Genomic DNA, 21123 nt, shown 5'->3' with positions numbered 1-21123 from the left:
ATGCGCTATCTGCTGGTGATCGCGGCTACCATGATGTTGGCCGCCTGCGTGCGCATGGTGCCCGACACCGCGCCCAAAGTGGCGGTTCCGCTGCCGCCGGGTACCGTATCCAGCGCCGCTTTTTCGCCGCTGGTGCGCGGGGTCGATGTCGATGCGCTGGGAATTACCCCCGATGATGCGGGCACCGCGCTTGTGTCCTTCCTCGAATCCTGCCCGGCCGTGCTCACGCGCGAGGACCAGAGCGGGCTGACTTTCGCCGAGGACTGGCGCCCCGCCTGCGAGGCCGCGACAAGCTGGCCGGTGTCCGATGCGCGGCGCTTCTTTACCAGCTATTTCGAAACCGCGCGGGTCGGCGATGGCGCGGCCTTCGCCACCGGCTATTTCGAACCCGAGATACGCGGCAGCCGCACGCGCGCGCCCGGCTATGACGTGCCGATCTACGCCCCGCCGCCCGAACTCGTCCGCGCATGGCCCGAAGACATGCCCGAAAGCGAACGCACCGGCCGGCCGCCGCTGGGTCGGTATGATGCCAGCGGCAAGTTCGTACTGTTCTACGACCGCACCCAGATCGAGCTCGGCGCGCTGGCCAATCGCGGGCTCGAGATCGCCTGGGCCGCTGATCCGGTCGAATTCTTCTTTCTCCAGATCCAGGGCTCGGGGCTGGTCCGCCTGCCCAATGGCGAGTTGATGCGGATCGGCTATGCGGCGCAGAACGGGCGCGAATATGTCGGCATCGGGCGCGTCATGCGCGAACGCGGGATGATCGGCGAGGGCACGCCCTATGCCACCTCGATGCAGGGCATCATGGAATATATCCGCGACAATCCTGCCGACGGCCGCGACATCATGCGGCTCAACAAGAGCTGGATTTTCTTCCGCGAACTCAACACCGATGGCCCGCTGGGTTCGCTCGGCGTGCCCGTGCGGCGCGAAGCCTCGGTCGCGGTCGATCCGCTGTTCGTCCCCTACGGGGCGCCGGTCTTCCTCGACATGGATCGCCCGGTCGCCGACGGCCTGTGGATCGCGCAGGATACGGGCGGCGCGATCAAGGGCGCCAACCGCTTCGATACCTTCTGGGGCAATGGCGCCGATGCGCGCGAGATCGCGGGCGGCATGAGCGCGCGCGGGTCGGCGCTGGTACTCCTGCCACGCGGCACGCTCGACCGCCTTGAAACTCGGCGGTGAGTTCCCCGCGCGGTTTATCTTCCGAAGAGGCGGAGGCGTGGGAAAAGCTGGCTGCCACCGTGGCCCCGCTGCATCCGCGCAAACCGGTGCAGCCGAAAGCGGTTGTCACGTCCAAACCGCCCGCGCCGCCCAAGCCGGTCAGGCGCGCGCCCGTGGCGCCACCCCGGCCCGCGCCGGTAGCGCCGCCCAAACCGGTCGCGATGCAGGACCGCGGGCTCGATTCGCATTGGGACCGGCGGCTCAAGTCGGGGACACTCCAGCCCGAGCTCACGCTCGACCTGCATGGCCACAATCTCGACGCCGCCTATGACCGCCTGATGAGCGGGGTGGCGCAGGCCCGGGCCATCGGGGCGCGCACGATCCTGCTGGTGACAGGGAAAGCGCGTCCGGTCGAAGCGGCGGACCGCGCGTCGCGGCGCGGGGCAATCCGCGCCAAGGTGCTCGACTGGCTCGCCGCCTCGAGCCACCATTCCGCCATCGCCGCCGTACGCCGCGCGCACCAGCGCCATGGCGGCGACGGCGCGCTATATATCGTCCTCAAGCGCGAACGCTGATCGGACGGCCCAGGGCCGGCGACTGCGCGGGGCAACAACCCACGAAATGTGACAAATTGTGCGCCAGAGGCGCGAAATAGCTGGGTAGTTAGGTAGCTCGTAGCGGCACTGGCGCCGCTTGCGCCCGCTTGGGCTGCCTTCAGACCGCGCTCGGTCCCGTTCACCTACTCGCGGCGATTCGCGGGCAAGTTGTTGAGAAGACAACAAAAAAGCCCCCGACACGTGGTCGGGGGCTCTCGGTGGACGACCAGCCAGGCCGTCTGTCCATCAATTATGATACTTCTGATACATGATGTCAAAGCGATCGGCGTCCATGACCTTGGTCCAGGCCGCGACGAAATCGTCGACGAACTTCCGCTCGTGCCCGTTCTCGGCATAGACTTCGGCGACGGCGCGCAATTGCGAGTTCGCGCCGAAGACGAGGTCGGTGCGGGTGGCGTGCCATTTGACATCGCCCTTGAGACGGCACTTGCCGACGAATTCCTCGTCGCCGCTCTCGTCGATCACTTCCCAGACCGTGCCCATGTGAAGCAGGTTGACGAAGAAGTCGTTCGACAACACGCCGGGGCGCTCGGTCAGCACGCCGATGTTATTGCCGTGCTGCGTGTGCTTGGACACTGCGCCCAGCGCGCGCATGCCGCCGACCAATACGGTCATTTCGGGCATCGACAGGCCGAGCAGGTGCGCCCGGTCGACCAGCATATCCTCGGTTTTCACCTCGGCCTTGGTCTTGAGATAGTTGCGGAAGCCATCGGCGAAGGGCTCGAGCGGCTCCCAGCTCTCGGCATCGAACTGGTCTTCACGGGCATCGCCGCGGCCGGTGGTGACCGGTACGGTGATGTCGAAGCCGCCGTCCTTGGCCGCCTTCTCGATCGCGGCTGCGCCGCCCAGGACGATGGCATCGGCCATCGAGATATCGCCGCGCAGCTCGTCGAGCTTGGCCAGCACCTTGCCGAGTTCCTCGGGATCGTTGATCTTCCAGTTCCTCAGTTCATCGAAGCGGATGTGCGCGCCGTTGGCGCCGCCGCGATGGTCCGAATTGCGATAGGTCGAAGCCGAAGCCCAAGCTGCCTTGACCAGTTCGCGAACGCTCAGCCCGTTGCCCAGCACGGCCTTCTTGAACTCGGCCACGGCGCTGTCCGAAGGCGTGGTTCCGGCGGGGACCGGGTCCTGCCAGATCATTTCTTCGCCAGGGACGTCGGGACCCAGGTAACGGACCTTGGGGCCCATGTCGCGGTGGGTCAGCTTGAACCACGCGCGGGCAAAGGCATCGTCGAGCGCCGCCTGGTCGTCGCGGAAGCGTTCCGAAATTTTGCGATATTCGGGGTCGCGCTTGAGCGCCATGTCGGCGGTGGTCATGATCGTCGGGACCTTCTTGTTCGGGTCCCGCGCGTCAGGCGCCATGTCCTCCGGCTCGGGGTTGATCGGGGTCCACTGGTTCGCACCTGCCGGGCTCTGGGTGAGCTCGTAGTCATATTTGAACAGCAGGCGGAAATAGTCATTGCCCCACTGCGTCGGGTTGGGGGTCCAGGCCCCTTCGATACCCGAAGTGGTGATGTGACCCTTGCCGATTTCCTCGGGGTCGGTCAGCCAGCCGAAGCCCATCGAGTGCAGGCCTTCGCCTTCGGGACCGCCGCCGAACGTGTCCGACGGGGCTGCGCCGTGGCACTTGCCGAAGGCGTGGCCGCCCGCGGTCAGCGCGACGGTTTCCTCGTCGTTCATTGCCATGCGGGCGAAGGTTTCGCGCATGTCGCGCGCCATGCCCTCGGCATCGTGCGGGTTGCCGCCCGGGCCTTCGGGATTGACGTAGATCAGGCCCATCTGGATCGCCGCGAGCGGGTTTTCGAGCGCCTTGCCCTCATCGGGGATGATGCGCGTTTCGACGCCCTCGTCGACCCACTTTTCTTCCGAGCCCCAATAGACCAGTTCGGGTTCGAACACGTCCTTGCGGCCGCCGCCGAAGCCGAACACCGGCCCGCCCATCGATTCGATCGCGACATTGCCGGTAAGCACGAACAGGTCGGCCCAGCTGAGGTGCTTGCCGTATTTCTGCTTGATCGGCCACAGCAGGCGCCGGGCCTTGTCGAGATTGCCATTGTCGGGCCAGCTGTTGAGCGGGGCGAAGCGCTGCTGCCCGCTCGAGGCGCCGCCGCGGCCGTCGCCGGTGCGATAGGTACCCGCCGCGTGCCACGCCATGCGGATGAAGAACGGGCCATAGTGCCCGTAATCCGCCGGCCACCATTCCTGGCTGTCGGTCATCAGCGCGGTCAGATCGCGTTTCACCGCAGCATAGTCGAGCGCGTTGAAGGCCTCGCAATAGTCGAAATCGTCGCCCATCGGGTCGGGATTGCGCCCGCCCGTCTGGAGGATTTCGATCTGCAGCTGGTCGGGCCACCAGTCGCGATTGTTGCGACCGAGGAGGTCACGCGTGCCCCCGTTGCCACTGAAGGGGCAGCCACTCATCTCACCGGTTTTAGCGTCCATCGTTCATCTCTCCATCTAGACTCGGAAAATCTTACAGATGAAGGAATGGGCCAATCCCTGTAATTCGTCCAATCGATTAATTGCGTCGAATTGATTGTCTTGTGCGATCACTCGTCGAGGCGCGCGAAGCACGGGACGACCCGTTATGCCTCGCCTGGACCGGATTTATTCCGTCCCCGAAACAGCTGCCAGATTTTCCACCCCATTACCGTGGTAAATATCAGTCCGACTGCGGCAAGGAGCTGCTGCCACAGTTCAAGATCCTTGATCCACGCTATTTTCCAGTCTTCCACCTCAATCTTGAACGGGCTGGGCGGGACCGTTGCAGTGGCGAATTCGCGGCCATCGCGGACATACACCGCACTGACGGAGATTTGCCGCTCACCGGATTTCAGCGGCTTCACCTTCCACTTGGCGGTGTAGGGAATGGAACCACCCCGGTATTCCGGGCAGCTGCGATCTGCCGCCACGTTGAATTCCTGCGGGTCGTATTCCAGAACGAAACAGGTGTTCTCGGTATAGGCGATTGCGTTTTCGACGCGTGCGCGGCGGTCAGGATCGGCCTCGGTCGGAGAGGGCACGGTGATGTTGCGCCGACCCGGATCGAACCCGAGATCGGTCGATTTTATCGACACCAGCCAATCAATCCGCTCGGACTGGCGCATCTGGAGAGTGGCCGGTTCGGCTAGGCCGATGTTCTGGTCCCGGACGTACCGGGCGTCCTCGATATCCTGCCGGCATTCCCCGAGAGTTTGCGATGCGCTGCATTCCCGCAAGAGCAGTGCTGCCTCTGCAGCTGCCTCATCGCGCATGGTCTCGAAGGGACGGGTACGATTGACAATTCTGGAAGCACAAGCGCGGGGGCGGACATTCAATTCCTCGCACGCCCCCAGGATCGACTGCAGCCCTTCTTCCGTCAGCGTGCCGCTGTCGCCTCCGGTGAGCCAGTTTGCGGCCTCCGAATGGGCCTGCACCAGCATCGCGTAGCTATCGTATCCGGAACTTCCCGCGACAGTCGGCTCGATTTGAGCGGGCTGTACGCCTGTGCGCGGCGGCAGGACCGGCGAACCCGTCCACGTGGGTGTCGGTGAGGGTGGCGGATCGGGAACTGGCGGCGGTGGAGGTGGCGGAGGAGGAGGTGGTGGTGGTGGCGGCGGCGTGGGGACGGGCGTCGGGGTTTCTACCGGTACGCTAGCTGGGCCACGCCCGTCATCCCCGGAACCAGTGCAGGATGCGGCAAGTGCCGTCACGGCCAAAGCCGATATAAATTTTCTATTATTCGTCAATTTGCCCCCCTCCCAGCTCGCGAATACTACTTCAATTCTATATATTCGCAAGTCAGGGAGGGGAAAGGCGGAAGTCTAGGCCGCTTGCGCGATGTCCTCGACCGGTTCGGTGCGGATCAGGTAGTCGAAAGCCGACAGGCCCGCTTTCGAACCTTCGCCCATTGCCACCACGATCTGCTTGTACGGTACGTCGGTCACATCGCCCGCCCCGAAGATACCGGGCAGATTGCTGCGGCCTTCCTCGTTGGTGGCGATCTCGCCATGCTTGGTCAGTTCAAGCCCGCTGTCCTGCAGCCACTCGGTATTGGGCACGAGACCGATCTGGATGAACACGCCTTCGAGTTCGATACGGCGTTCGTCGCCGGTTGCGCGGTCCTTTACGATCATCCCGTCGACCTTGCCGTCACGGCCGGTGATCTCGGTCGTCTGGCCGCTGGTGACGATCTCGACATTGTCCATGCTGCGCAGCTTGGCCTGCAGCACTTCGTCGGCGCGCAGCTTGTCGTCATATTCGACCAGCGTCACATGGCCGACGATCTTGGCCAGGTCGATCGCCGCTTCGACGCCCGAATTGCCGCCGCCGATGACCGCGATGCGCTTGCCCTTGAACAGCGGACCGTCGCAATGCGGGCAATAGGCGACGCCCTTGTTGCGATATTCGGCTTCGCCGGGCACGCCGAGATTGCGCCAGCGCGCACCGGTCGCGAGGATCAGGCTGCGTGCTTTCAGGCGCGCGCCATTGCCCAGTTCGACCGTGTGCAGGCCGCCTTCCTGCTTGGCAGGCACCAGCTTCACTGCGCGTGCGAGGTCCATCACATCGATGTCGTATTCGCCGACATGGCGCTTGAGCTCGCCCGCCAGTTTGGGCCCTTCGGTATAGGGCGTGCCGGGCAGGTTCTCGATGCCGAGCGTATCGTGCAACTGCCCGCCGAAGCGTTCGGCGGCGATGCCGGTGCGGAAACCCTTGCGCGCGGTGTAGATCGCGGTCGCCGCGCCTGCGGGCCCGCCGCCCACCACCAGCACTTCGAACGGATCCTTGGCGGCCAGTTTTTCGGCTGCCTTGGCTTCGCTGCCCTTGTCGATCTTGGCGAGGATTTCGGCCAGTTCGAGCTTGCCGTTATAGAAGGGTTCGCCGTTGAGGAAGGTCGCGGGCACCGCCATGATATCGCGGCGCTCGACCTCGTCCTGGAAGGTGCCGCCCTCGATCAGCGTGGCGGTGATGCGCGAGTTTTCCAGCGCCATCAGCGTCAGCGCCTGCACCACGTCGGGGCAATTGTGGCACGACAGCGAGAAATACATCTCGAAATTGAAATCGCCCTCCAGCCCGCGGACCTGTTCGAGCAGGTCGGCATCGACCTTGGGCGGATGCCCGCCGGCCCACAGCAGCGCAAGCACCAGCGAGGTAAACTCGTGCCCCATCGGCAGCCCTGCGAAGCGGACCCATTTCTCCGCATCGCTGCCGCGGCGGATCACGAAGCTGGGCTTGCGCTCGTCGGTTCCGTCGAAGCTCGCGCTGACGAGATCGTGCAGCGCGGCAATTTCCTCGAGCAGTTCGCGCGTCTGCGCGCTCTTGTCGTCATCGCCGAGCGAGGCGACGAGCTCGACCGGCTCGCGCAGATTGGCGAGATAGGTCTTGAGTTGCTGGGTCATCGTTGCGTCGAGCATGGGCGGACTCCGGGCGGGAAGGGAAACGGACATTCGAAAATTCGGGGAAGGAAAAGGCCCGGGGCGGGGGGAGGGGGGTGCCCCGGGCCTTCCAGTGACCCGGGACGAATCCCGGGCTCTTGTGCGGGCGCCGCTAGGACGCCCGATCTTTCGCTTGGCTTAACGCCTAGATCTTGCCGACGAGGTCGAGCGAGGGAGCCAGCGTGTCGCTGCCTTCTTCCCAGGCTGCCGGGCAGACCTGACCGGGGTTGGCGCGGACGTACTGTGCCGCCTTGATCTTGCGCGCGAGTTCGTTGGCATTGCGGCCGACGCCTTCGCAGGTCTGTTCCATGATCTGGATCACGCCATCGGGATCGACCACGAAGGTCGCCCGGTCGGCAAGACCGACGCCTTCACGCAGCACGTCGAAATTGCGTGCGAGGACGTGGTTCTGGTCACCCAGGAAGGGGAACTGCAGCTTGCCGATCTTTTCCGAGGTGTCGTGCCAAGCCTTGTGGCTGAAATGGGTGTCGGTCGACACGCCATAGACTTCGACGTCCATCTTCTGGAGCATCGCATACTGCTCGCCGAGGTCTTCGAGCTCGGTCGGGCATACGAAAGTGAAGTCGGCCGGGTAGAAGAAGAAAATGGCCCACTTGCCCTTCACGTCTTCGTCGGTGACTTCGAAAAAGTCCTTGCCGGCCTGGAAGGCGGTGGCGGTGAACGGTTTGATCTGCGATCCGATGATACCCATGGGTGTACTCCGTTGTTCGGGTTGAAACTCGAGAGTGTCAGATAGGCATTGTTGCGATGCACAAAAGCGATATGTTGCGATTGCGAGCATCGGAATTTTCTATCACAGACGTGGAACGATGTTTTCCGGCTGCGAAAGCTTCGACGCGCGGCTCAGCTGTCGTCCTGACGCTCGCCGCGTAGGGTCAGCTGCATCCCGCCATCCACCGCACGCCAGGCAGGTTGCGCGCCGATCGAATGCGCGAGCGAGGCGATCACGCGCGTGCCCAGACCCGCTCCCGCCGCTGCGCGATCGGCCGCCTCGTCATCGGCGCCGCCATTGTCGCTGCACACCAGCGACCAGCCTTCGGCATTGACCGCGATCCGCGCCGCAATCGTCCCCGTGCCATCGGGAAACCCGTGCTTCAGTGCGTTGGAAACGAATTCGTTGACCGTCAGCAGCAGCGCATTGGCCAGCTCGGCGCTGGCCCGGTCGCCCTTGACCGTGATGGCAAGCTGGATGCCCTTGGGCAGCAATTGGCGGAAATCGGTTTCGACCCGGTTGAACAGCGACGAGATATCGACGCTGCGGCCATCGTCGAAGCCGTGCAGCTCAGCATGCAGCGAGGCAAGCGCGCGGACGCGCCCGCCGGCTTCCTCGAGCACTGCGCGCACCGCGGGGTCGTCCGAGCGCCGCGCCTGCATCGCGAGGATCGCCCCCAGCGAAGCGAGCGAGTTCTTGACCCGGTGGTCGATCTCGCGGCGCAGCGCGGTCTCGCGCTCCAGTGACAGCCGCAGGTCGAGCTCGCGCATCACCTGCCGCGCGAGGACCTTCATCACGCGGCGCTGGGTGTCGTTGAGTGTGCCGGGAGTGTGATCGAGCACGCAGAGCGTACCCAGCGGCAGGCCGTTCGCGCCCTTGAGCACCGCGCCCGCGTAGAAACGGAACCCCGGCTCCTCGGTGCACAGCGGATTGTCCGCCATGCGCGGATCGGCCAGCGTGTCGGGGATCTCAACGAAATCGTCCTGCAGGATCACATGGCCGCACAGGCTGGTGTCGAGCGGGGTCGAGCGCACGCCGAGGCCGACTTCGGCCTTGAACCACTGGCGGTCGTCATCGATGAAATTCACCACCGAGACCGCCTTGCCGCACAGTTCGGAAGCCAGTTCGACGATCTCGTCGAAATCGCGCTCGCGTTCGGTATCGAGAATGCCATAGCGGCGCAGTTCGCGCAGCCGTTCCTCTTCCTGGGGATGCTTGCCGGGTGTCACAGGGCCTTCCTACCCGCTTGTTCGAACAGGGCAATAGGGTTGCCATATGGAGCAGCCCACGCGCGTTTCAGCCGCATTGCGCCCGGTGCAGCAGCTTGTGGTCGGCCAGCACCAGCGCCATCATCGCTTCGACCACCGGGGTGCCGCGGATGCCGACGCAGGGATCGTGGCGCCCCTTGGTGCGCACTTCGGTCGCCTCGCCGCCGCGTGTGATACTGTCCACGGGCGTGAGGATCGAACTGGTCGGCTTGAACGCGACGCGGCAGGTAACCGGCTGGCCGGTCGAAATGCCCCCGGCGATCCCCCCGGCATGGTTGGCGGCGAAACGCGGGCCGTCATTGCCGGGTTGCATCGGGTCGGCGTTCTGTTCGCCGGTCAGCCGCGCCGCGCCGAAGCCGTCGCCGATTTCGACGCCCTTGACCGCATTGATGCTCATCATCCCTGCCGCCAGATCGCTGTCGAGCTTGGCATATATCGGCGCGCCCCATCCGGCGGGCACGCCGGTGGCGACGCATTCGACCACCGCGCCCAGCGAGGACCCCGCCTTGCGTGCCTCGTCGACCAGCGCTTCCCAGCGTTTCGCGGCGACCGCATCGGGGCACCAGAAGGGATTGCGCGCGATCTCGTCGGCATCGAATTTCGCCGGGTCCACCACATCGCCGCCGATTTCGGCGACATAGGCGAGGATCGAAACCTCGGGGATCACCAGCCTCGCCACTGCGCCCGCAGCCACGCGCATCGCGGTTTCGCGTGCGCTGCTGCGCCCGCCCCCGCGATAGTCGCGCAGCCCGTATTTCGCATCATAGGCGTAATCGGCATGGCCGGGGCGGTAGGTATTGGCGATCTCGGAATAATCCTTCGACCGCTGGTCGGTGTTCTCGATCAGCAGCGAGATCGGCGTGCCCGTGGTGGTGCCTTCGAACACGCCTGACAGGATGCGCACCGCATCGGGTTCCTTGCGCTGGGTGGTGAACTTGTTCTGCCCCGGCTTGCGCGCATCGAGGAAGGGCTGGATGTCTTCCTCGGCCAATGCCAGCCCCGGCGGGCACCCGTCGACCACCGCCCCGATCGCGGGTCCATGGCTCTCGCCCCAAGTGGTGAAGCGCAGCGTCCGTCCGAATGTATTCCAGCTCATGCCTCGTCTCATGCCCGCAACTGTGGGCGCCTGTCCATTCTCGCTGGACCAAATCCTTCTTGAAGCCCAAGAACAAACCATGATTGCGAAGCTGAAGGGCCTGCTCGACGAAACCGGTACCGACTGGGCGGTGATCGACGTCGCGGGCGTCGGCTATCTGGTGCATTGCTCGTCCAAGACGCTCGCCGCACTGGGCGAGGTGGGCGAAGCCTGCACTGTCTTTACCGATCTGCAGGTGAGCGAGAACGACATGCGCCTGCTCGGTTTCGCCGAGGCGGTGGAGCGCGACTGGTTCCGCCTGCTGACGCAGGTGCAGGGCGTGGGCAGCAAGGTCGCGCTGGCGATCCTCTCGGCGCTGTCGATCGGCGAAGTGCAGCAGGCCTGCGCGCAGGGCGATGCCGCCACGGTCGCGCGCGCCAACGGCGTCGGGCCGAAACTGGCGGGGCGGATCGTCAACGAACTGAAGGACAAGGCAGGCGCGCTGCCGGGTGGCGGGACGGTGGGCACTGGTCCGGGCGCAACTCCGGCGGGCGGCGCCAGTGCCGATGCGGTGAGCGCGCTGGAGAACCTCGGCTTCAAGCCCGCAGTCGCCGCGCGCGCAGTGGCCGCGGCGCAGGGCGAACTGGGCGAGGGTGCGGGCGAGGGCGAGTTGATCCGCGTGGCATTGAAGAAGGCGGCAGGATGACGATGACGGCGATACGCTTCACGATACTGGCGGCCGCGGGCGCGCTGCTTGCCAGCGCGGCAGGCGCGCAGGACATGAGCGCGTTTCGCACCGGGCCGATCTTCGAGGAGTTCGGTGCCCACGCTCCGGTCGAAGGCGTTGGAACCTTCGCTCCCGATACCGAATTCGCGATTGCCTTCGACGTCGCCGACCAGGCCAAAGCAGGCACGCGCAACCGCGGGTTCGAAAGCGCTGCACGGTTCATCAACATGCACGCCTCGCACGCGGTCGACCCGGCGAACATGCGGATCGCAGTGGTGGTGCATGGCGGCGCGGTGAAGGATTTGCTCGACGCCGAGGAGAACGGCTCGCGCGCGATGGTCACGCAACTGCTCGATTACGGTGTGCGCTTCATCGTCTGCGGCCAGAGCGCGGCGGTCCATGGCGTGGCCGAGACGGATCTCATCCCGGGCGCCGAACTAGCGCTCTCCGCCATGACCGCCCATGCGCAATTGCAGCAGGCGGGCTATACGGTGAACCCGTTTTGATGACCCGCGCTCCAGATAATTCAGAGGCAATCGCAGCAACAACTGAGATAATTTGGCAGAAGTGCGAGGTCCTAATTGAAGAGGCTGCGAATCAAGGGTCGCACTTTCGTGAACAGGGGGCAGTCCTCTTAAGGTGGTCTGTGACCACCTGTCTCACAATCAATGCCGGTGCGCTAGTCGCCTCGCTCAACGCAATTGAATTTGACCCACAATCACGGCTTTGGTCAGGAATATGGCTTCTTATAGGGGCGCTATTAGCGTTGATCGTTTCCGCGATTTTGGCTTCAGCATTCTTGAAGATTGCACATACCAAGTCTCTTCTTGCGAAGGACATCAAGCTTGCCCTGAGGCTGAGGGATCTTGAGAAGCTCGAAACCCTTGATGCTACAAAAATTCGCGATGGAGAGGCGCTTGGCGGCTTTGGGTTCCTCCTCTCTGTTTTGTCGGTCATCTCATTTGTCATCGGCGCAGGCATTATGATCGAGGGCGCGCAATGACCGAACCCGTCCCCATCCACTCCCCCGAGCGCCAGGCCGAAGACCCCGACGCCGCGCTGCGCCCCAAGAGCCTCGCCGAATTCGTCGGGCAGAAGGCGGCGCGCGAGAACCTGCGCGTCTTCGTTGAGGCCGCGAAGGGCCGCGGCGAGGCGATGGATCATGTGCTGTTCTTCGGCCCGCCGGGGCTGGGCAAGACCACGCTGGCGCAGATCGTCGCCAAGGAATTGGGCGTGGGCTTCCGCGCCACCAGCGGGCCGGTGATCGCCAAAGCAGGCGACCTCGCCGCGTTGCTGACCAATCTCGAGCCGCACGACGTATTGTTCATCGACGAGATCCACCGGCTCAATCCGGTGGTCGAGGAAGTGCTTTACCCGGCGATGGAAGACCGCGCGCTCGACATCATCATCGGCGAGGGACCATCTGCGCGCAGCGTGCGGATCGACCTGCCGCCGTTCACGCTGGTCGGCGCGACCACGCGGCAGGGCTTGCTGACCACGCCGCTGCGCGACCGCTTCGGCATCCCGGTGCGGCTCAATTTCTACACCGAGGACGAACTGCTCCGCGTCGTCACGCGCGGTGCCGGGCTGCTCGGCATGGGGATCGACGAGGGCGGCGCGCGCGAGATCGCCCGCCGCAGCCGCGGGACGCCGCGCGTGGCGGGGCGGCTGATGCGCCGCGTGCGCGATTTCGCCAGCGTGCTGGGCGAGGCGGTGGTGACCAGCCGCGTGGCCGACGATGCGCTCACCCGGCTCGAGGTCGACAGCCTCGGTCTCGATGCGATGGACCGGCGCTATCTCACCATGATCGCCACCACCTACAAGGGCGGGCCGGTCGGGGTGGAAACGCTCGCGGCGGGTCTCAGCGAGCCGCGCGACACGGTCGAGGAGGTGATCGAGCCCTATCTCATCCAGCTCGGCCTGATCGCGCGGACCGCGCGCGGGCGCTGTCTCAACGATGGCGGCTGGCTGCATCTGGGGCTGGCCCCGCCCTCCACACCGCAGGGAAACATGTTCGACAAATGAGGTTACCGCAGCGGTAGGAAAGCACCGCTGGACGGTCCCGAAACGGGACGGGGCTTGCGCAAAGCTCGCATTTCGGCGAAAAATTTACTTTCTAGGCGTACCGCGAAACGTAAAGATTGGCGAGTCCCCGAGGAAGGGATTCGCCGGAGTACATCCGGATCGTGGTAAGGGACGGAAAAAGAACCCTTTTCCTCGGTCGCAACAGGAAGTCACAGTTATGTCTGTCAAGTCAGCTCTCGCCAAACTCTCGGCCACCGCGGCGGGTGGCGCGCTGCTTGCGGGCGGTGCGGTGCATGTTGCCGAGCGTCCGATCTCCGACAATCCGCAATATAAGTCGAAGGCGGTCAAATACGTCAAGCAGGCGACCCCGCGCGCCGTACCCCGGCCGACCGTGCCGCGGGCGCGGACGATTCCGCGCCCCGTCGAATGCGTGCCCGCCGATTCGCCCGCAGCGGCCAACAGCCCGAACAATATCTGCCCGCCCGTCTATCGCCAGGCGATGGCGCCCGTTCCCGTCCCGCCGCTGCCCGCAGCCGCGCCGGTACGCGGTGGCGGCGCATCGCGCTCGATCGGCGGCAGCAGCACTTCGGGCGGCGGCGGCTTCGGTGGCGGCGGTTTCTTCGGCGGCTTCTTTTCCGGATCGAGCGGCGGCGGCAGCGTGATCGTCAATTCGACCACCACCACCGGCGGCGACACGCCCGATGTGATCGTCGACGTCTCCACGACCACCTCGACCGGCGGCACTTCGACCTCGACTTCGACCGGGTCGATCTCGACCTCCACCGGCGAAGTTTCCACCTCCACCGGCGAAGTGTCGACTTCCACTGGCAGCGTCTCGACCTCGACCGGCGAAGTCTCGACTTCGAGCGGCAACGTCACCACCAGCACGAGCAGCTCGTCCTCGACGAGCACGTCGAGTTCGACTTCGTCTTCCACCTCGACATCGAGCTCGACCTCGTCCTCGACCAGTTCGTCGACCTCGGGCAGCAGCAGCGGCACCGATGTGCCCGCCCCGCCGATGATGGCGCTGTTCGGCTTTGCCGCTGCCGCGATCCTCGGGCGCCGCAAGTTTCGCATCAAACGCGCGGCCTAAGGCCCACGCCGATCGCGCTCAATCGCGCTGGCTGAGGCTCCATTCGCCTTGCCGATACCACTGCGTTACGACGTATTTCGTGCCTGCGCCAACGGCTAGCGCGGCATGGCGCGTCGCGCGGTTGGGCTGCCCGCTGCGGTCCATATTGTCCCACATCACCAGCAGGCCGGGTTCGGGAACGATCTTGAGGTCCAGCTCGGGAAATTCGGTTTCGCCGCCGCTGTCTACCGCATTGAGATAGACCATCGCGGTCCAGCTGCGCTGCCCGCCGCGTCGCCGCTCGACCTGCCAGTGCGGGCGGTCGGGGCGGAAATGGTCGCGGTGGTGGCGATATTCCTCGCCTTCGCGATAGCGCTGGCCTTGCAGTGGCTCGGCATGGACCGGCGCGATGCCGGTAACCGCGCCGATCTTGCGCGCCAGCGCCTTCGTTTCGGGCATGTCCTTGGCGAAGAAGTGGGTCGAGCTGGTGCGTCCGCGCGGCGATGCCTTGTCCGAAAACAGCACCGAAGGCTGGATGCGGCTGTCGATCACCGCGATCAGCTTGCGGCATTGCTGCTGCGTCAGCAGTCCGCGAATCAGGAACAGGTCGGCTTTCCCCCCGCCGCGCGGTTCGACACGCGGGTCGGCCAGCAGCCGTTCGCGAACCGTAGTGCCGATCGCGCGCATGATGGCGGGATCGGCCTGCGGATCGGGTTCGGCGCGCCCCAGCAGCTGTGACAGGCGGTCAAAGACCGACATGCTACCGGAGCGCTACCGTACCTGTCGGATCAGGCCGCGGCGAGCTTGCGCAGGACGTAATGAAGGATGCCGCCATTGCGGTAATACTCCATCTCGTTCGCAGTATCGATGCGGCACAGCGCCGTGAAGCTGAACGTCGAGCCATCCTCGCGGGTCACCTCGACTTCAACGTCCTGGCTCGGGCTGAGATCGGCGAGGCCCTTGATCGTGAAGCTGTCGGTCGCGGTCAGGCCCAGCGTGTTGCGCGTATCGCCATCCTTGAACTGCAGCGGCAGCACGCCCATCCCGATCAGGTTCGAGCGGTGGATACGCTCGTAGCTTTCGACCATGACCGCCTTGACGCCCAGCAGGATGGTGCCCTTGGCCGCCCAGTCGCGGCTCGAACCCGTGCCGTATTCCTTGCCGGCAACGACCACCAGTGGGGTGCCGTCTTCCTTGTGCTTCATTGCCGCATCGTAGATCGGCATCTGCTCGCCATTGTAGGTCGTCACGCCGCCTTCGACGCCGGGGACCATTTCGTTCTTGATGCGGATGTTGGCGAAGGTGCCGCGCATCATCACGTCGTGGTTGCCGCGGCGCGAGCCGTAGGAGTTGAAGTCCTGCTTGGCGACCTGGTGGCTCTGCAAATAGGAACCCGCAGGGCTGTCTTCCTTGATCGAGCCGGCGGGCGAGATGTGGTCGGTGGTGACCGAATCGCCGAGGATCGCCAGCGGCTTCGCGTCGGTGATGTCGGTCACCGGCGCAGGCGTCATTTCCATGTCTTCGAAGAAGGGCGGGCTGGCGACATAGGTGCTGGTCGGATTCCAGCGATAGGTGTCGCTGGCTTCGACATTGATCGCCTGCCAGTGCTCGTCGCCCTTGTAGACGTCGGCATAGCGGGTGACGAACATCTCGCGGTCGATATTGGCGGCGCGATGTTCGCGCACCTCGGCATTGCTCGGCCAGATGTCGGCCAGCATCACGTCGTTGCCCTGCTGATCCTGGCCGACCGGGGTGTCGGTGATGTCCTTGGTCACCGTGCCGAGGATCGAATAGGCGACCACCAGCGGCGGCGAGGCAAGGAAGTTGGCGCGCACGTCGGGCGACACGCGGCCTTCGAAATTGCGGTTGCCCGACAGAACGCTGGCGGCGACGATGTCGTTATTGTTGATCGCCTTGCTGATCGGCGGGGCGAGCGGGCCCGAGTTGCCGATGCAGGTGGTGCAGCCATAGCCGACAAGATCGAATCCCATGGCGTTGAGGTCTTCCTGCAGGCCGGATTTGACCAGATAGTCGGTGACCACCTGCGAACCGGGTGCGAGGCTGGTCTTGACCCACGGCTTGGGCTTAAGGCCCTTTTCATGCGCCTTCTTGGCCACGAGGCCGGCAGCGATCAGCACATCGGGGTTGGAGGTGTTGGTGCAGCTGGTGATCGCGGCAATGACCACGTCGCCATCGCCGATATCGTGATGCGTGTTTTCGACTTCGACGCGGACCGGCGCGCTCTTCTTGTAGATCTTCTCGAGATCCGAATTGAACAGCTCGTCGACCTCCGGCAGCGCCACGCGGTCCTGCGGACGCTTGGGCCCCGCGAGGCTGGGGACGACCTTGGACACGTCGAGATCGAGCGTCTTGGTGAAGACCGGCTCGGCCTCGGGCGTGAACCACATGCCCTGTTCTTTCGAATAGGCTTCGACCAGCGCGATGGTTTCCTCGTCGCGGCCGGTGAGGCGCATGTATTCGAGCGTCTTCTCGTCGATACCGAAGAACCCGCAGGTCGCGCCGTATTCGGGCGCCATATTGGCGATCGTGGCGCGGTCGGCGAGGCTGAGATTGGCGACGCCGTCGCCGTAGAATTCCACGAAACGGCCGACCACGCCGACTTCGCGCAGCATCTGCACGCAGGTCAGCACGAGGTCGGTGGCGGTAACGCCTTCGGCCATCGCGCCGGTCAGTTTGAAGCCGACCACTTCGGGGATCAGCATCGAGATCGGCTGGCCGAGCATGGCAGCTTCGGCCTCAATCCCGCCGACACCCCAGCCCAGCACGCCGAGGCCGTTGATCATGGTGGTGTGGCTGTCGGTGCCGACGCAGGTGTCGGGATAGGCGACTGCGTTGCCGTCGGGGTCGTCGGTCGACCATACGCCCTTGCCGATATATTCCAGGTTCACCTGGTGGCAGATGCCCGTGCCCGGGGGCACGGCGGAGAAGTTCTCGAAGCTCTTCGATCCCCATTTGAGGAAGTCGTAACGCTCCGCATTGCGGGCATATTCGAGCTCGACGTTCTTCTCGAACGCCTTGGGGTGGCCGAATTCATCGACCATGACCGAGTGGTCGATCACCAGGTTCACGGGAACCTGCGGGTTGATCTTGGCGGTGTCACCGCCGAGCTTGGAAATCGCATCGCGCATCGCGGCGAGGTCGACCACGCAGGGCACGCCGGTGAAATCCTGGAGCAGCACGCGCGCGGGGCGGTACTGGATTTCCTTGCCGGTCGCCGGGTTCTTCTGCCAGTCGGCGATCGCCTGCGCGTCATCGGTCGAGACGGTGAAGCCACCGTCCTCGAAGCGCAGCATGTTCTCGAGCAGGACCTTGAGACTGAAGGGCAGCTTCGACACGTCGCCGATCTTTTCTTCCGCCTTGGCGAAGGAATAATAAGCGTAGTCCTTGCCGTTCACGGTGAGGGTTGAGCGGGTTCCGAGCGTGTCCTTACCGACCTGGGTCATGCGCGCGTTGATCCTTTCTTTTGAGAGCCGTCACCTGCCCAATGGCCGGGACTGCAGAATGTGCCGCGCACCTGCGCCGGAACGCCGCAAAAATCAAGTGTGCGGCGGTGCAACATCGCGTATTCGCAGGAACCCTTGCGCGATTTGTGCGCTTGGTGTGCCAGAATCGGGGCGTTGACCCCGCACCGGCACCAGGGCCGCATGAGGAGTAATTTGAATGCCTTCGTTTTTCGATGCCGGCGACAGGTCTCGACGGTCCTTGCGGATCGCCGTCACCGCGGTGGCATTGGGCGTGGCGGGATGCTTTACCGCCGCTTTCACCTTTGCCGACCAGCCGGTTCGCGCCGCTACAGTCGAACAGGCGCGCTAGGGCAGCTGGGGCATCGCTGCCGCGCGGGGCCTGCGGGTCGCCAGCCAACACGATGCGATGATAATCGCCGTTCCGATCACGGTCGGCAGAGTGAGCTGCTCGGCAAAGAACAGCCAGCCGAACAGGGAAGCCCACAGGAAACCCGAATATTCGAGCGGGACCAGCACTTGCGCCTCGGCGCGGGCATAGGCCCAGGCAAAGGCCATCGCCCCGGCCACGGTCAGCGCCGCGGCGGCGCCAAGATCGATCAAAGTGGCTCTATCGGGCATTTCGAACACGAACGGCGCGGCCACGCCCAGCAGGACCACCGAGACACCCGAATGGAAGGTGGCGATCTCGGCCGGGCCGGCAACCTGCGACTGGCGCCGGATAAGGATGAACCCATAGGCATAGAGCAGTGCCGAGAAGAGCATGGCGGCGAGCCCCAGCGCCGCATCGCGGTCGAAATCGGCCTGCCCGATCTTGCCGCCGACGATGACCAGCGTCCCCGCGAAACCGAGCAGCGACGCCGCGATCGCTTCCCTGCGAATGGTCTCGCCTAGCAGGATGCGCGCGAGATAGAGCGCGATGAGCGGGGCAATGAAGCTGATCGCGATCGCTTCCGCCAGCGGCAGCTTGGTAAGCGCATAGAAAAAGGCCAGTGCCATGAAGGTGGCGACCACCGAGCGCTGCAGATGCAATTTGAGCACATGCCGCTGCGGCCAGCGGCCGCCGCGCGCCAGCCATAGCGGCAGCGCAATTCCCGTACCGATTACCGACCGCAGCCACGAAGCGGTGAGTGCCCCTACCGCCAGTGCGGCGCTCTTCATGAAGGCATCCATCAGCGACAGGCTGGCAACCGCCAGCGCGGCCATGAAGACAGGAAGCAGGACATGGTCGCGGGTCACCGCACGGCTCTATCCGCGCATCCTGCAACCGTCACCGGTAATTCAGCACTGCGAAAGCCGGGATATTGGATTAGCTTGGCGCATTGGACTAATATCCCCCCATACGCGCTACAGGGGCGCGGGGTGCATCTGGTAGGACTTATGACACGCTTCCGTCTGATTTTCGGCTCCGCAATGGGTGCGGCGCTGTGTGCAACTTCGGTAATGGCGCAGGACAATGCGCCCGAAGACCTGCTGCCGCCCGAACCGGCGAAGGTGACCGAGAAACTGCCCGATTACACCGCGGGGACCCCGACGGGGGCGACCTCGCCGAGCGTCGAGGACAGCTTCGGCGATATCCGCACGGCGTCGGGCGAGGTGGTCCAGAAATTGCCGGTGATGGTCCGCGAATGGAGCATCCCGCAGGCGAAAAAGCTGCTGGCCTTCATCCCCACTGTCGAAGCCGAGGGGCTGGTGCCTGCCGATTACCGCAGTGCCGAGCTGTCCGCTGCAATCGCCGCGGGCGAAGGCGCGGCGCTGAATGACATCGCGAGCCAGATCTTCATCTGGCTGGTCGAGGATCTGCGCGACGGGCGCACGCCGATGGACGCGCGGCGCCAGTGGTTCGTGGTCGATCCCGACCCCGATGTCCTGCCCTCGCATCGCCTGCTCGAACAGGCGGTCGAGAGTGGCGATATCGCGGGCACGCTGGCTGCGCTCAACCCGGTGTCGCCCGACTATGCGCGGCTCAAGACCGAGCTGGCGAAGACCACCGATCCGGCAAAGCGCAAGCTGATCCGCGCCAATATGGATCGCTGGCGCTGGCTGGCGCGCGATCTGGGCAAGCAGTACCTGCTGACCAATGTCCCCGAATACCAGCTGCGACTGACGGTGAACGACCGGATCATCAAGAATTATCGCGTGGTGGTGGGCAAGGCCGGTCGCACCGCCACGCCGCAACTCTCCGAAATGGTCGAGGCGGTGATCTTCAACCCGACCTGGACCGTTCCGCAATCGATCGTGAAGGGCGAAGGACTGGGCGCGAAAGTGCTCAACAACCCCGCCTGGGCGCGCGCCAATGGCTACAAGGCGACCAAGGGCGCGAATGGCTGGGTCAGCGTGGTGCAGCAGCCGGGGGCGGGCAATTCGCTCGGCCTGATGAAGCTCGACATGCCCAACGAGCATGCGATCTTCCTCCATGACACGCCTGCCAAGGCGCTGTTCAACCAGGACAATCGCGCGCTCAGCCACGGCTGTATCCGCGTGCAGGGCGCACGCGAACTGGCGATGACGATGGCCATGCTGGGCAATGCCGAAACGCGCGAGGACCTGCCGGTCATCCAGCAGGAAGTGTCAGAAATCACTGCCAGCGGGACCTACACACGCTATCCGATGGAAAAGCAGTGGCCGGTCTACATCACCTATTTCACCTATGGGGTGGACGTGAACGGCAATCTGACCAAGTTCGCCGACATCTACGATCGCGATGCGCCGGTACTGGCCGCGCTCGACGCCCCGCGCGAGCGTGACCGGGCGCGCAAGACAAGCGAAGAAGTGGTGGAGATCGTCGACGACCTGCAGACGACCTGACGGGGTTAGTAGACGCCCGGATTGGTCCGTTCGAATGTGCCGCCGTGGTCATTCCGCAGCAGGTCGTATTGCGCGACCGGCGGAGTGACGCGGCTGCCGTCTTCGGCAATGCCATAACTGCCCGCGACCAGCAGGCGACCGCCCGACAGGTCGATCAGCGCGCGGTCGAACTGTTCGGGCCCCATCGCGAAACACCCGTTCGAGCGGCCTAACCGGCCAAAGCGATCGACGTGGCCGGGGGTGGCGTAATTCGCCTGGTGCATCACGATCGCGCGGGGCAGCGCGTTGGAATTGGTCGGGTCGAGCCCGTCGAGCCGCAGCGAGGTGCCGTAGCGCCCGACATACCAGCTGCGCGTCATGAACGCGCCGCGGCTGGAGGCTTCGCTGCCCTCGATATTGGAATAGCGCTTGAGCCAGCCGTCGTGTTCGCCGTCGGAACCGGTACCGTGGCTGACGTGGAAACTCTCCACGCGCTCGTTCGCGAGATCGACGAAATGGAACCGCTTCTGCGCCGAATGCAGCCCGAAATCGGCGATGCCGACCACATCCTTGCGCCAGATGCTGCTGCCCGTCCGCGCGAGTTCATCGCACGCGATCGCCATCAGCTGCGCATCGCGCGCGGCGGTGGGATTGACCTGTGCGAACAGGCGCGCGGGCAGGGTCAGCGCCGCACCGGCGGCAAGCGAGCCTTTGAGAATATCGCGACGTTTCATCTTGGGCACCTTAACAGCCTTGTGC

At 64.7% G+C, this 21123-nt stretch carries 19 protein-coding genes; 8 read left to right on the top strand and 11 right to left on the bottom strand.

From position 1 onward, the window contains the following. A complete protein-coding gene (gene mltA / locus V6B15_RS11425) occupies window positions 1–1185 on the top strand; it encodes a murein transglycosylase A (protein WP_334201242.1) in 1185 nt (394 codons plus the stop codon). Next, window positions 1182–1739 (top strand): Smr/MutS family protein, encoded by a 558-nt coding sequence (locus tag V6B15_RS11420; RefSeq protein ID WP_334201241.1) that lies wholly within the window; start codon window positions 1182–1184, stop codon window positions 1737–1739. Before mltA ends, V6B15_RS11420 begins: the two co-directional genes overlap by 4 nt. Before the next feature lie 267 nt (window positions 1740–2006). Here the strand turns inward: V6B15_RS11420 and katG are convergent, their stop codons facing one another. The 6 genes from katG to aroC all read right to left on the bottom strand — a co-directional run bounded on the left by katG (window position 2007) and on the right by aroC (window position 10292). Further along, a complete protein-coding gene (katG, locus tag V6B15_RS11415; protein ID WP_334201240.1) occupies window positions 2007–4223 on the bottom strand; it encodes a catalase/peroxidase HPI in 2217 nt (738 codons plus the stop codon). 143 nt (window positions 4224–4366) lie between these two features. Continuing rightward, window positions 4367–5203 carry a hypothetical protein gene (locus V6B15_RS11410; RefSeq protein ID WP_334201239.1) on the bottom strand — a complete coding sequence of 279 codons (837 nt, stop codon included), beginning with the start codon at window positions 5201–5203 and terminating at the stop codon, window positions 4367–4369. 381 nt (window positions 5204–5584) lie between these two features. After that, a complete protein-coding gene (gene ahpF, locus V6B15_RS11405) occupies window positions 5585–7174 on the bottom strand; it encodes an alkyl hydroperoxide reductase subunit F (protein ID WP_334201238.1) in 1590 nt (529 codons plus the stop codon). 166 nt (window positions 7175–7340) lie between these two features. Next, window positions 7341–7907 (bottom strand): alkyl hydroperoxide reductase subunit C, encoded by a 567-nt coding sequence (gene ahpC, locus V6B15_RS11400; RefSeq protein WP_320181016.1) that lies wholly within the window; start codon window positions 7905–7907, stop codon window positions 7341–7343. A 152-nt stretch (window positions 7908–8059) separates the two neighbouring features. Beyond that, window positions 8060–9157 (bottom strand): sensor histidine kinase, encoded by a 1098-nt coding sequence (locus V6B15_RS11395; protein ID WP_334201237.1) that lies wholly within the window; start codon window positions 9155–9157, stop codon window positions 8060–8062. A gap of 67 nt (window positions 9158–9224) precedes the next feature. Then, window positions 9225–10292 (bottom strand): chorismate synthase, encoded by a 1068-nt coding sequence (aroC, locus tag V6B15_RS11390; RefSeq protein WP_334201236.1) that lies wholly within the window; start codon window positions 10290–10292, stop codon window positions 9225–9227. A 79-nt stretch (window positions 10293–10371) separates the two neighbouring features. Here aroC and ruvA point away from each other — a divergent pair, with 79 nt between their 5' ends. The 4 genes from ruvA to ruvB are packed head-to-tail and all read left to right on the top strand — an operon-like array spanning window position 10372 to window position 13023. Then, window positions 10372–10977, top strand: a complete 606-nt coding sequence (ruvA, locus tag V6B15_RS11385) for a Holliday junction branch migration protein RuvA (RefSeq protein ID WP_334201235.1) — start codon at window positions 10372–10374, stop codon at window positions 10975–10977. A 2-nt stretch (window positions 10978–10979) separates the two neighbouring features. Further along, window positions 10980–11504: a DsrE family protein gene (locus V6B15_RS11380; protein ID WP_334201234.1), complete on the top strand. Its 525-nt coding sequence runs from the start codon at window positions 10980–10982 to the stop codon at window positions 11502–11504. Then, window positions 11504–12001: a hypothetical protein gene (locus V6B15_RS11375; RefSeq protein WP_334201233.1), complete on the top strand. Its 498-nt coding sequence runs from the start codon at window positions 11504–11506 to the stop codon at window positions 11999–12001. Before V6B15_RS11380 ends, V6B15_RS11375 begins: the two co-directional genes overlap by 1 nt. After that, a complete protein-coding gene (gene ruvB / locus V6B15_RS11370) occupies window positions 11998–13023 on the top strand; it encodes a Holliday junction branch migration DNA helicase RuvB (protein WP_334201232.1) in 1026 nt (341 codons plus the stop codon). Before V6B15_RS11375 ends, ruvB begins: the two co-directional genes overlap by 4 nt. A 486-nt stretch (window positions 13024–13509) precedes the next feature. On the opposite strand, the gene V6B15_RS11365 is transcribed toward ruvB, so the two are convergent. From V6B15_RS11365 to acnA, 3 genes are read right to left on the bottom strand one after another with little or no spacing between them, the layout of a single operon-like run. Next, on the bottom strand, window positions 13510–14091 hold the full coding sequence (locus tag V6B15_RS11365; RefSeq protein ID WP_334201231.1) for a hypothetical protein: 582 nt from the start codon (window positions 14089–14091) through the stop codon (window positions 13510–13512). 43 nt (window positions 14092–14134) lie between these two features. After that, window positions 14135–14854, bottom strand: coding sequence for a prolyl hydroxylase family protein (locus tag V6B15_RS11360; protein WP_334201230.1), 720 nt, complete (start codon window positions 14852–14854; stop codon window positions 14135–14137). Window positions 14855–14883: 29 nt separating this feature from the next. Next, on the bottom strand, window positions 14884–17559 hold the full coding sequence (gene acnA, locus V6B15_RS11355; protein WP_334201229.1) for an aconitate hydratase AcnA: 2676 nt from the start codon (window positions 17557–17559) through the stop codon (window positions 14884–14886). A gap of 217 nt (window positions 17560–17776) precedes the next feature. On the opposite strand from acnA, the gene V6B15_RS11350 reads away from it, so the two are divergent. Further along, a complete protein-coding gene (locus tag V6B15_RS11350; protein WP_334201228.1) occupies window positions 17777–17929 on the top strand; it encodes a hypothetical protein in 153 nt (50 codons plus the stop codon). Here the strand turns inward: V6B15_RS11350 and V6B15_RS11345 are convergent. Continuing rightward, window positions 17926–18816, bottom strand: coding sequence for a DMT family transporter (locus V6B15_RS11345; RefSeq protein WP_253520067.1), 891 nt, complete (start codon window positions 18814–18816; stop codon window positions 17926–17928). The two genes, V6B15_RS11350 and V6B15_RS11345, sit on opposite strands and share 4 nt — an antisense overlap. Before the next feature lie 141 nt (window positions 18817–18957). Between V6B15_RS11345 and V6B15_RS11340 the strand changes: the two genes are divergently transcribed. Beyond that, on the top strand, window positions 18958–20385 hold the full coding sequence (locus tag V6B15_RS11340) for a L,D-transpeptidase family protein (RefSeq protein WP_334201227.1): 1428 nt from the start codon (window positions 18958–18960) through the stop codon (window positions 20383–20385). A 5-nt stretch (window positions 20386–20390) separates the two neighbouring features. Here V6B15_RS11340 and V6B15_RS11335 read toward each other — a convergent pair whose 3' ends face one another. After that, entirely contained in the window at window positions 20391–21098 is a 708-nt protein-coding gene (locus V6B15_RS11335; RefSeq protein WP_334201226.1) for a murein L,D-transpeptidase catalytic domain-containing protein, read from the bottom strand. Window positions 21099–21123: the final 25 nt, after the last annotated feature.

Source organism: Qipengyuania sp. Mu-71 (assembly GCF_036867055.1).
Taxonomy (GTDB): domain Bacteria; phylum Pseudomonadota; class Alphaproteobacteria; order Sphingomonadales; family Sphingomonadaceae; genus Qipengyuania; species Qipengyuania profunda.
The sequence above is the reverse complement of the archived record's forward strand: the minus strand, read 5'-3'. Positions and strand labels throughout refer to the sequence as shown.

Coding starts and splice junctions, on each gene's coding strand:
- mltA (WP_334201242.1), top strand. CDS start 1: ATGCGCTATCTGCTGGTGATCGCGGCTACCATGATGTTGGCCGCCTGC.
- katG (WP_334201240.1), bottom strand. CDS start 4,223: ATGGACGCTAAAACCGGTGAGATGAGTGGCTGCCCCTTCAGTGGCAAC.
- V6B15_RS11410 (WP_334201239.1), bottom strand. CDS start 5,203: ATGCTGGTGCAGGCCCATTCGGAGGCCGCAAACTGGCTCACCGGAGGC.
- ahpF (WP_334201238.1), bottom strand. CDS start 7,174: ATGCTCGACGCAACGATGACCCAGCAACTCAAGACCTATCTCGCCAAT.
- ahpC (WP_320181016.1), bottom strand. CDS start 7,907: ATGGGTATCATCGGATCGCAGATCAAACCGTTCACCGCCACCGCCTTC.
- aroC (WP_334201236.1), bottom strand. CDS start 10,292: ATGAGCTGGAATACATTCGGACGGACGCTGCGCTTCACCACTTGGGGC.
- ruvA (WP_334201235.1), top strand. CDS start 10,372: ATGATTGCGAAGCTGAAGGGCCTGCTCGACGAAACCGGTACCGACTGG.
- V6B15_RS11380 (WP_334201234.1), top strand. CDS start 10,980: ATGACGGCGATACGCTTCACGATACTGGCGGCCGCGGGCGCGCTGCTT.
- V6B15_RS11375 (WP_334201233.1), top strand. CDS start 11,504: ATGACCCGCGCTCCAGATAATTCAGAGGCAATCGCAGCAACAACTGAG.
- ruvB (WP_334201232.1), top strand. CDS start 11,998: ATGACCGAACCCGTCCCCATCCACTCCCCCGAGCGCCAGGCCGAAGAC.
- V6B15_RS11360 (WP_334201230.1), bottom strand. CDS start 14,854: ATGTCGGTCTTTGACCGCCTGTCACAGCTGCTGGGGCGCGCCGAACCC.
- acnA (WP_334201229.1), bottom strand. CDS start 17,559: ATGACCCAGGTCGGTAAGGACACGCTCGGAACCCGCTCAACCCTCACC.
- V6B15_RS11350 (WP_334201228.1), top strand. CDS start 17,777: ATGCCTTCGTTTTTCGATGCCGGCGACAGGTCTCGACGGTCCTTGCGG.
- V6B15_RS11340 (WP_334201227.1), top strand. CDS start 18,958: ATGACACGCTTCCGTCTGATTTTCGGCTCCGCAATGGGTGCGGCGCTG.
- V6B15_RS11335 (WP_334201226.1), bottom strand. CDS start 21,098: ATGAAACGTCGCGATATTCTCAAAGGCTCGCTTGCCGCCGGTGCGGCG.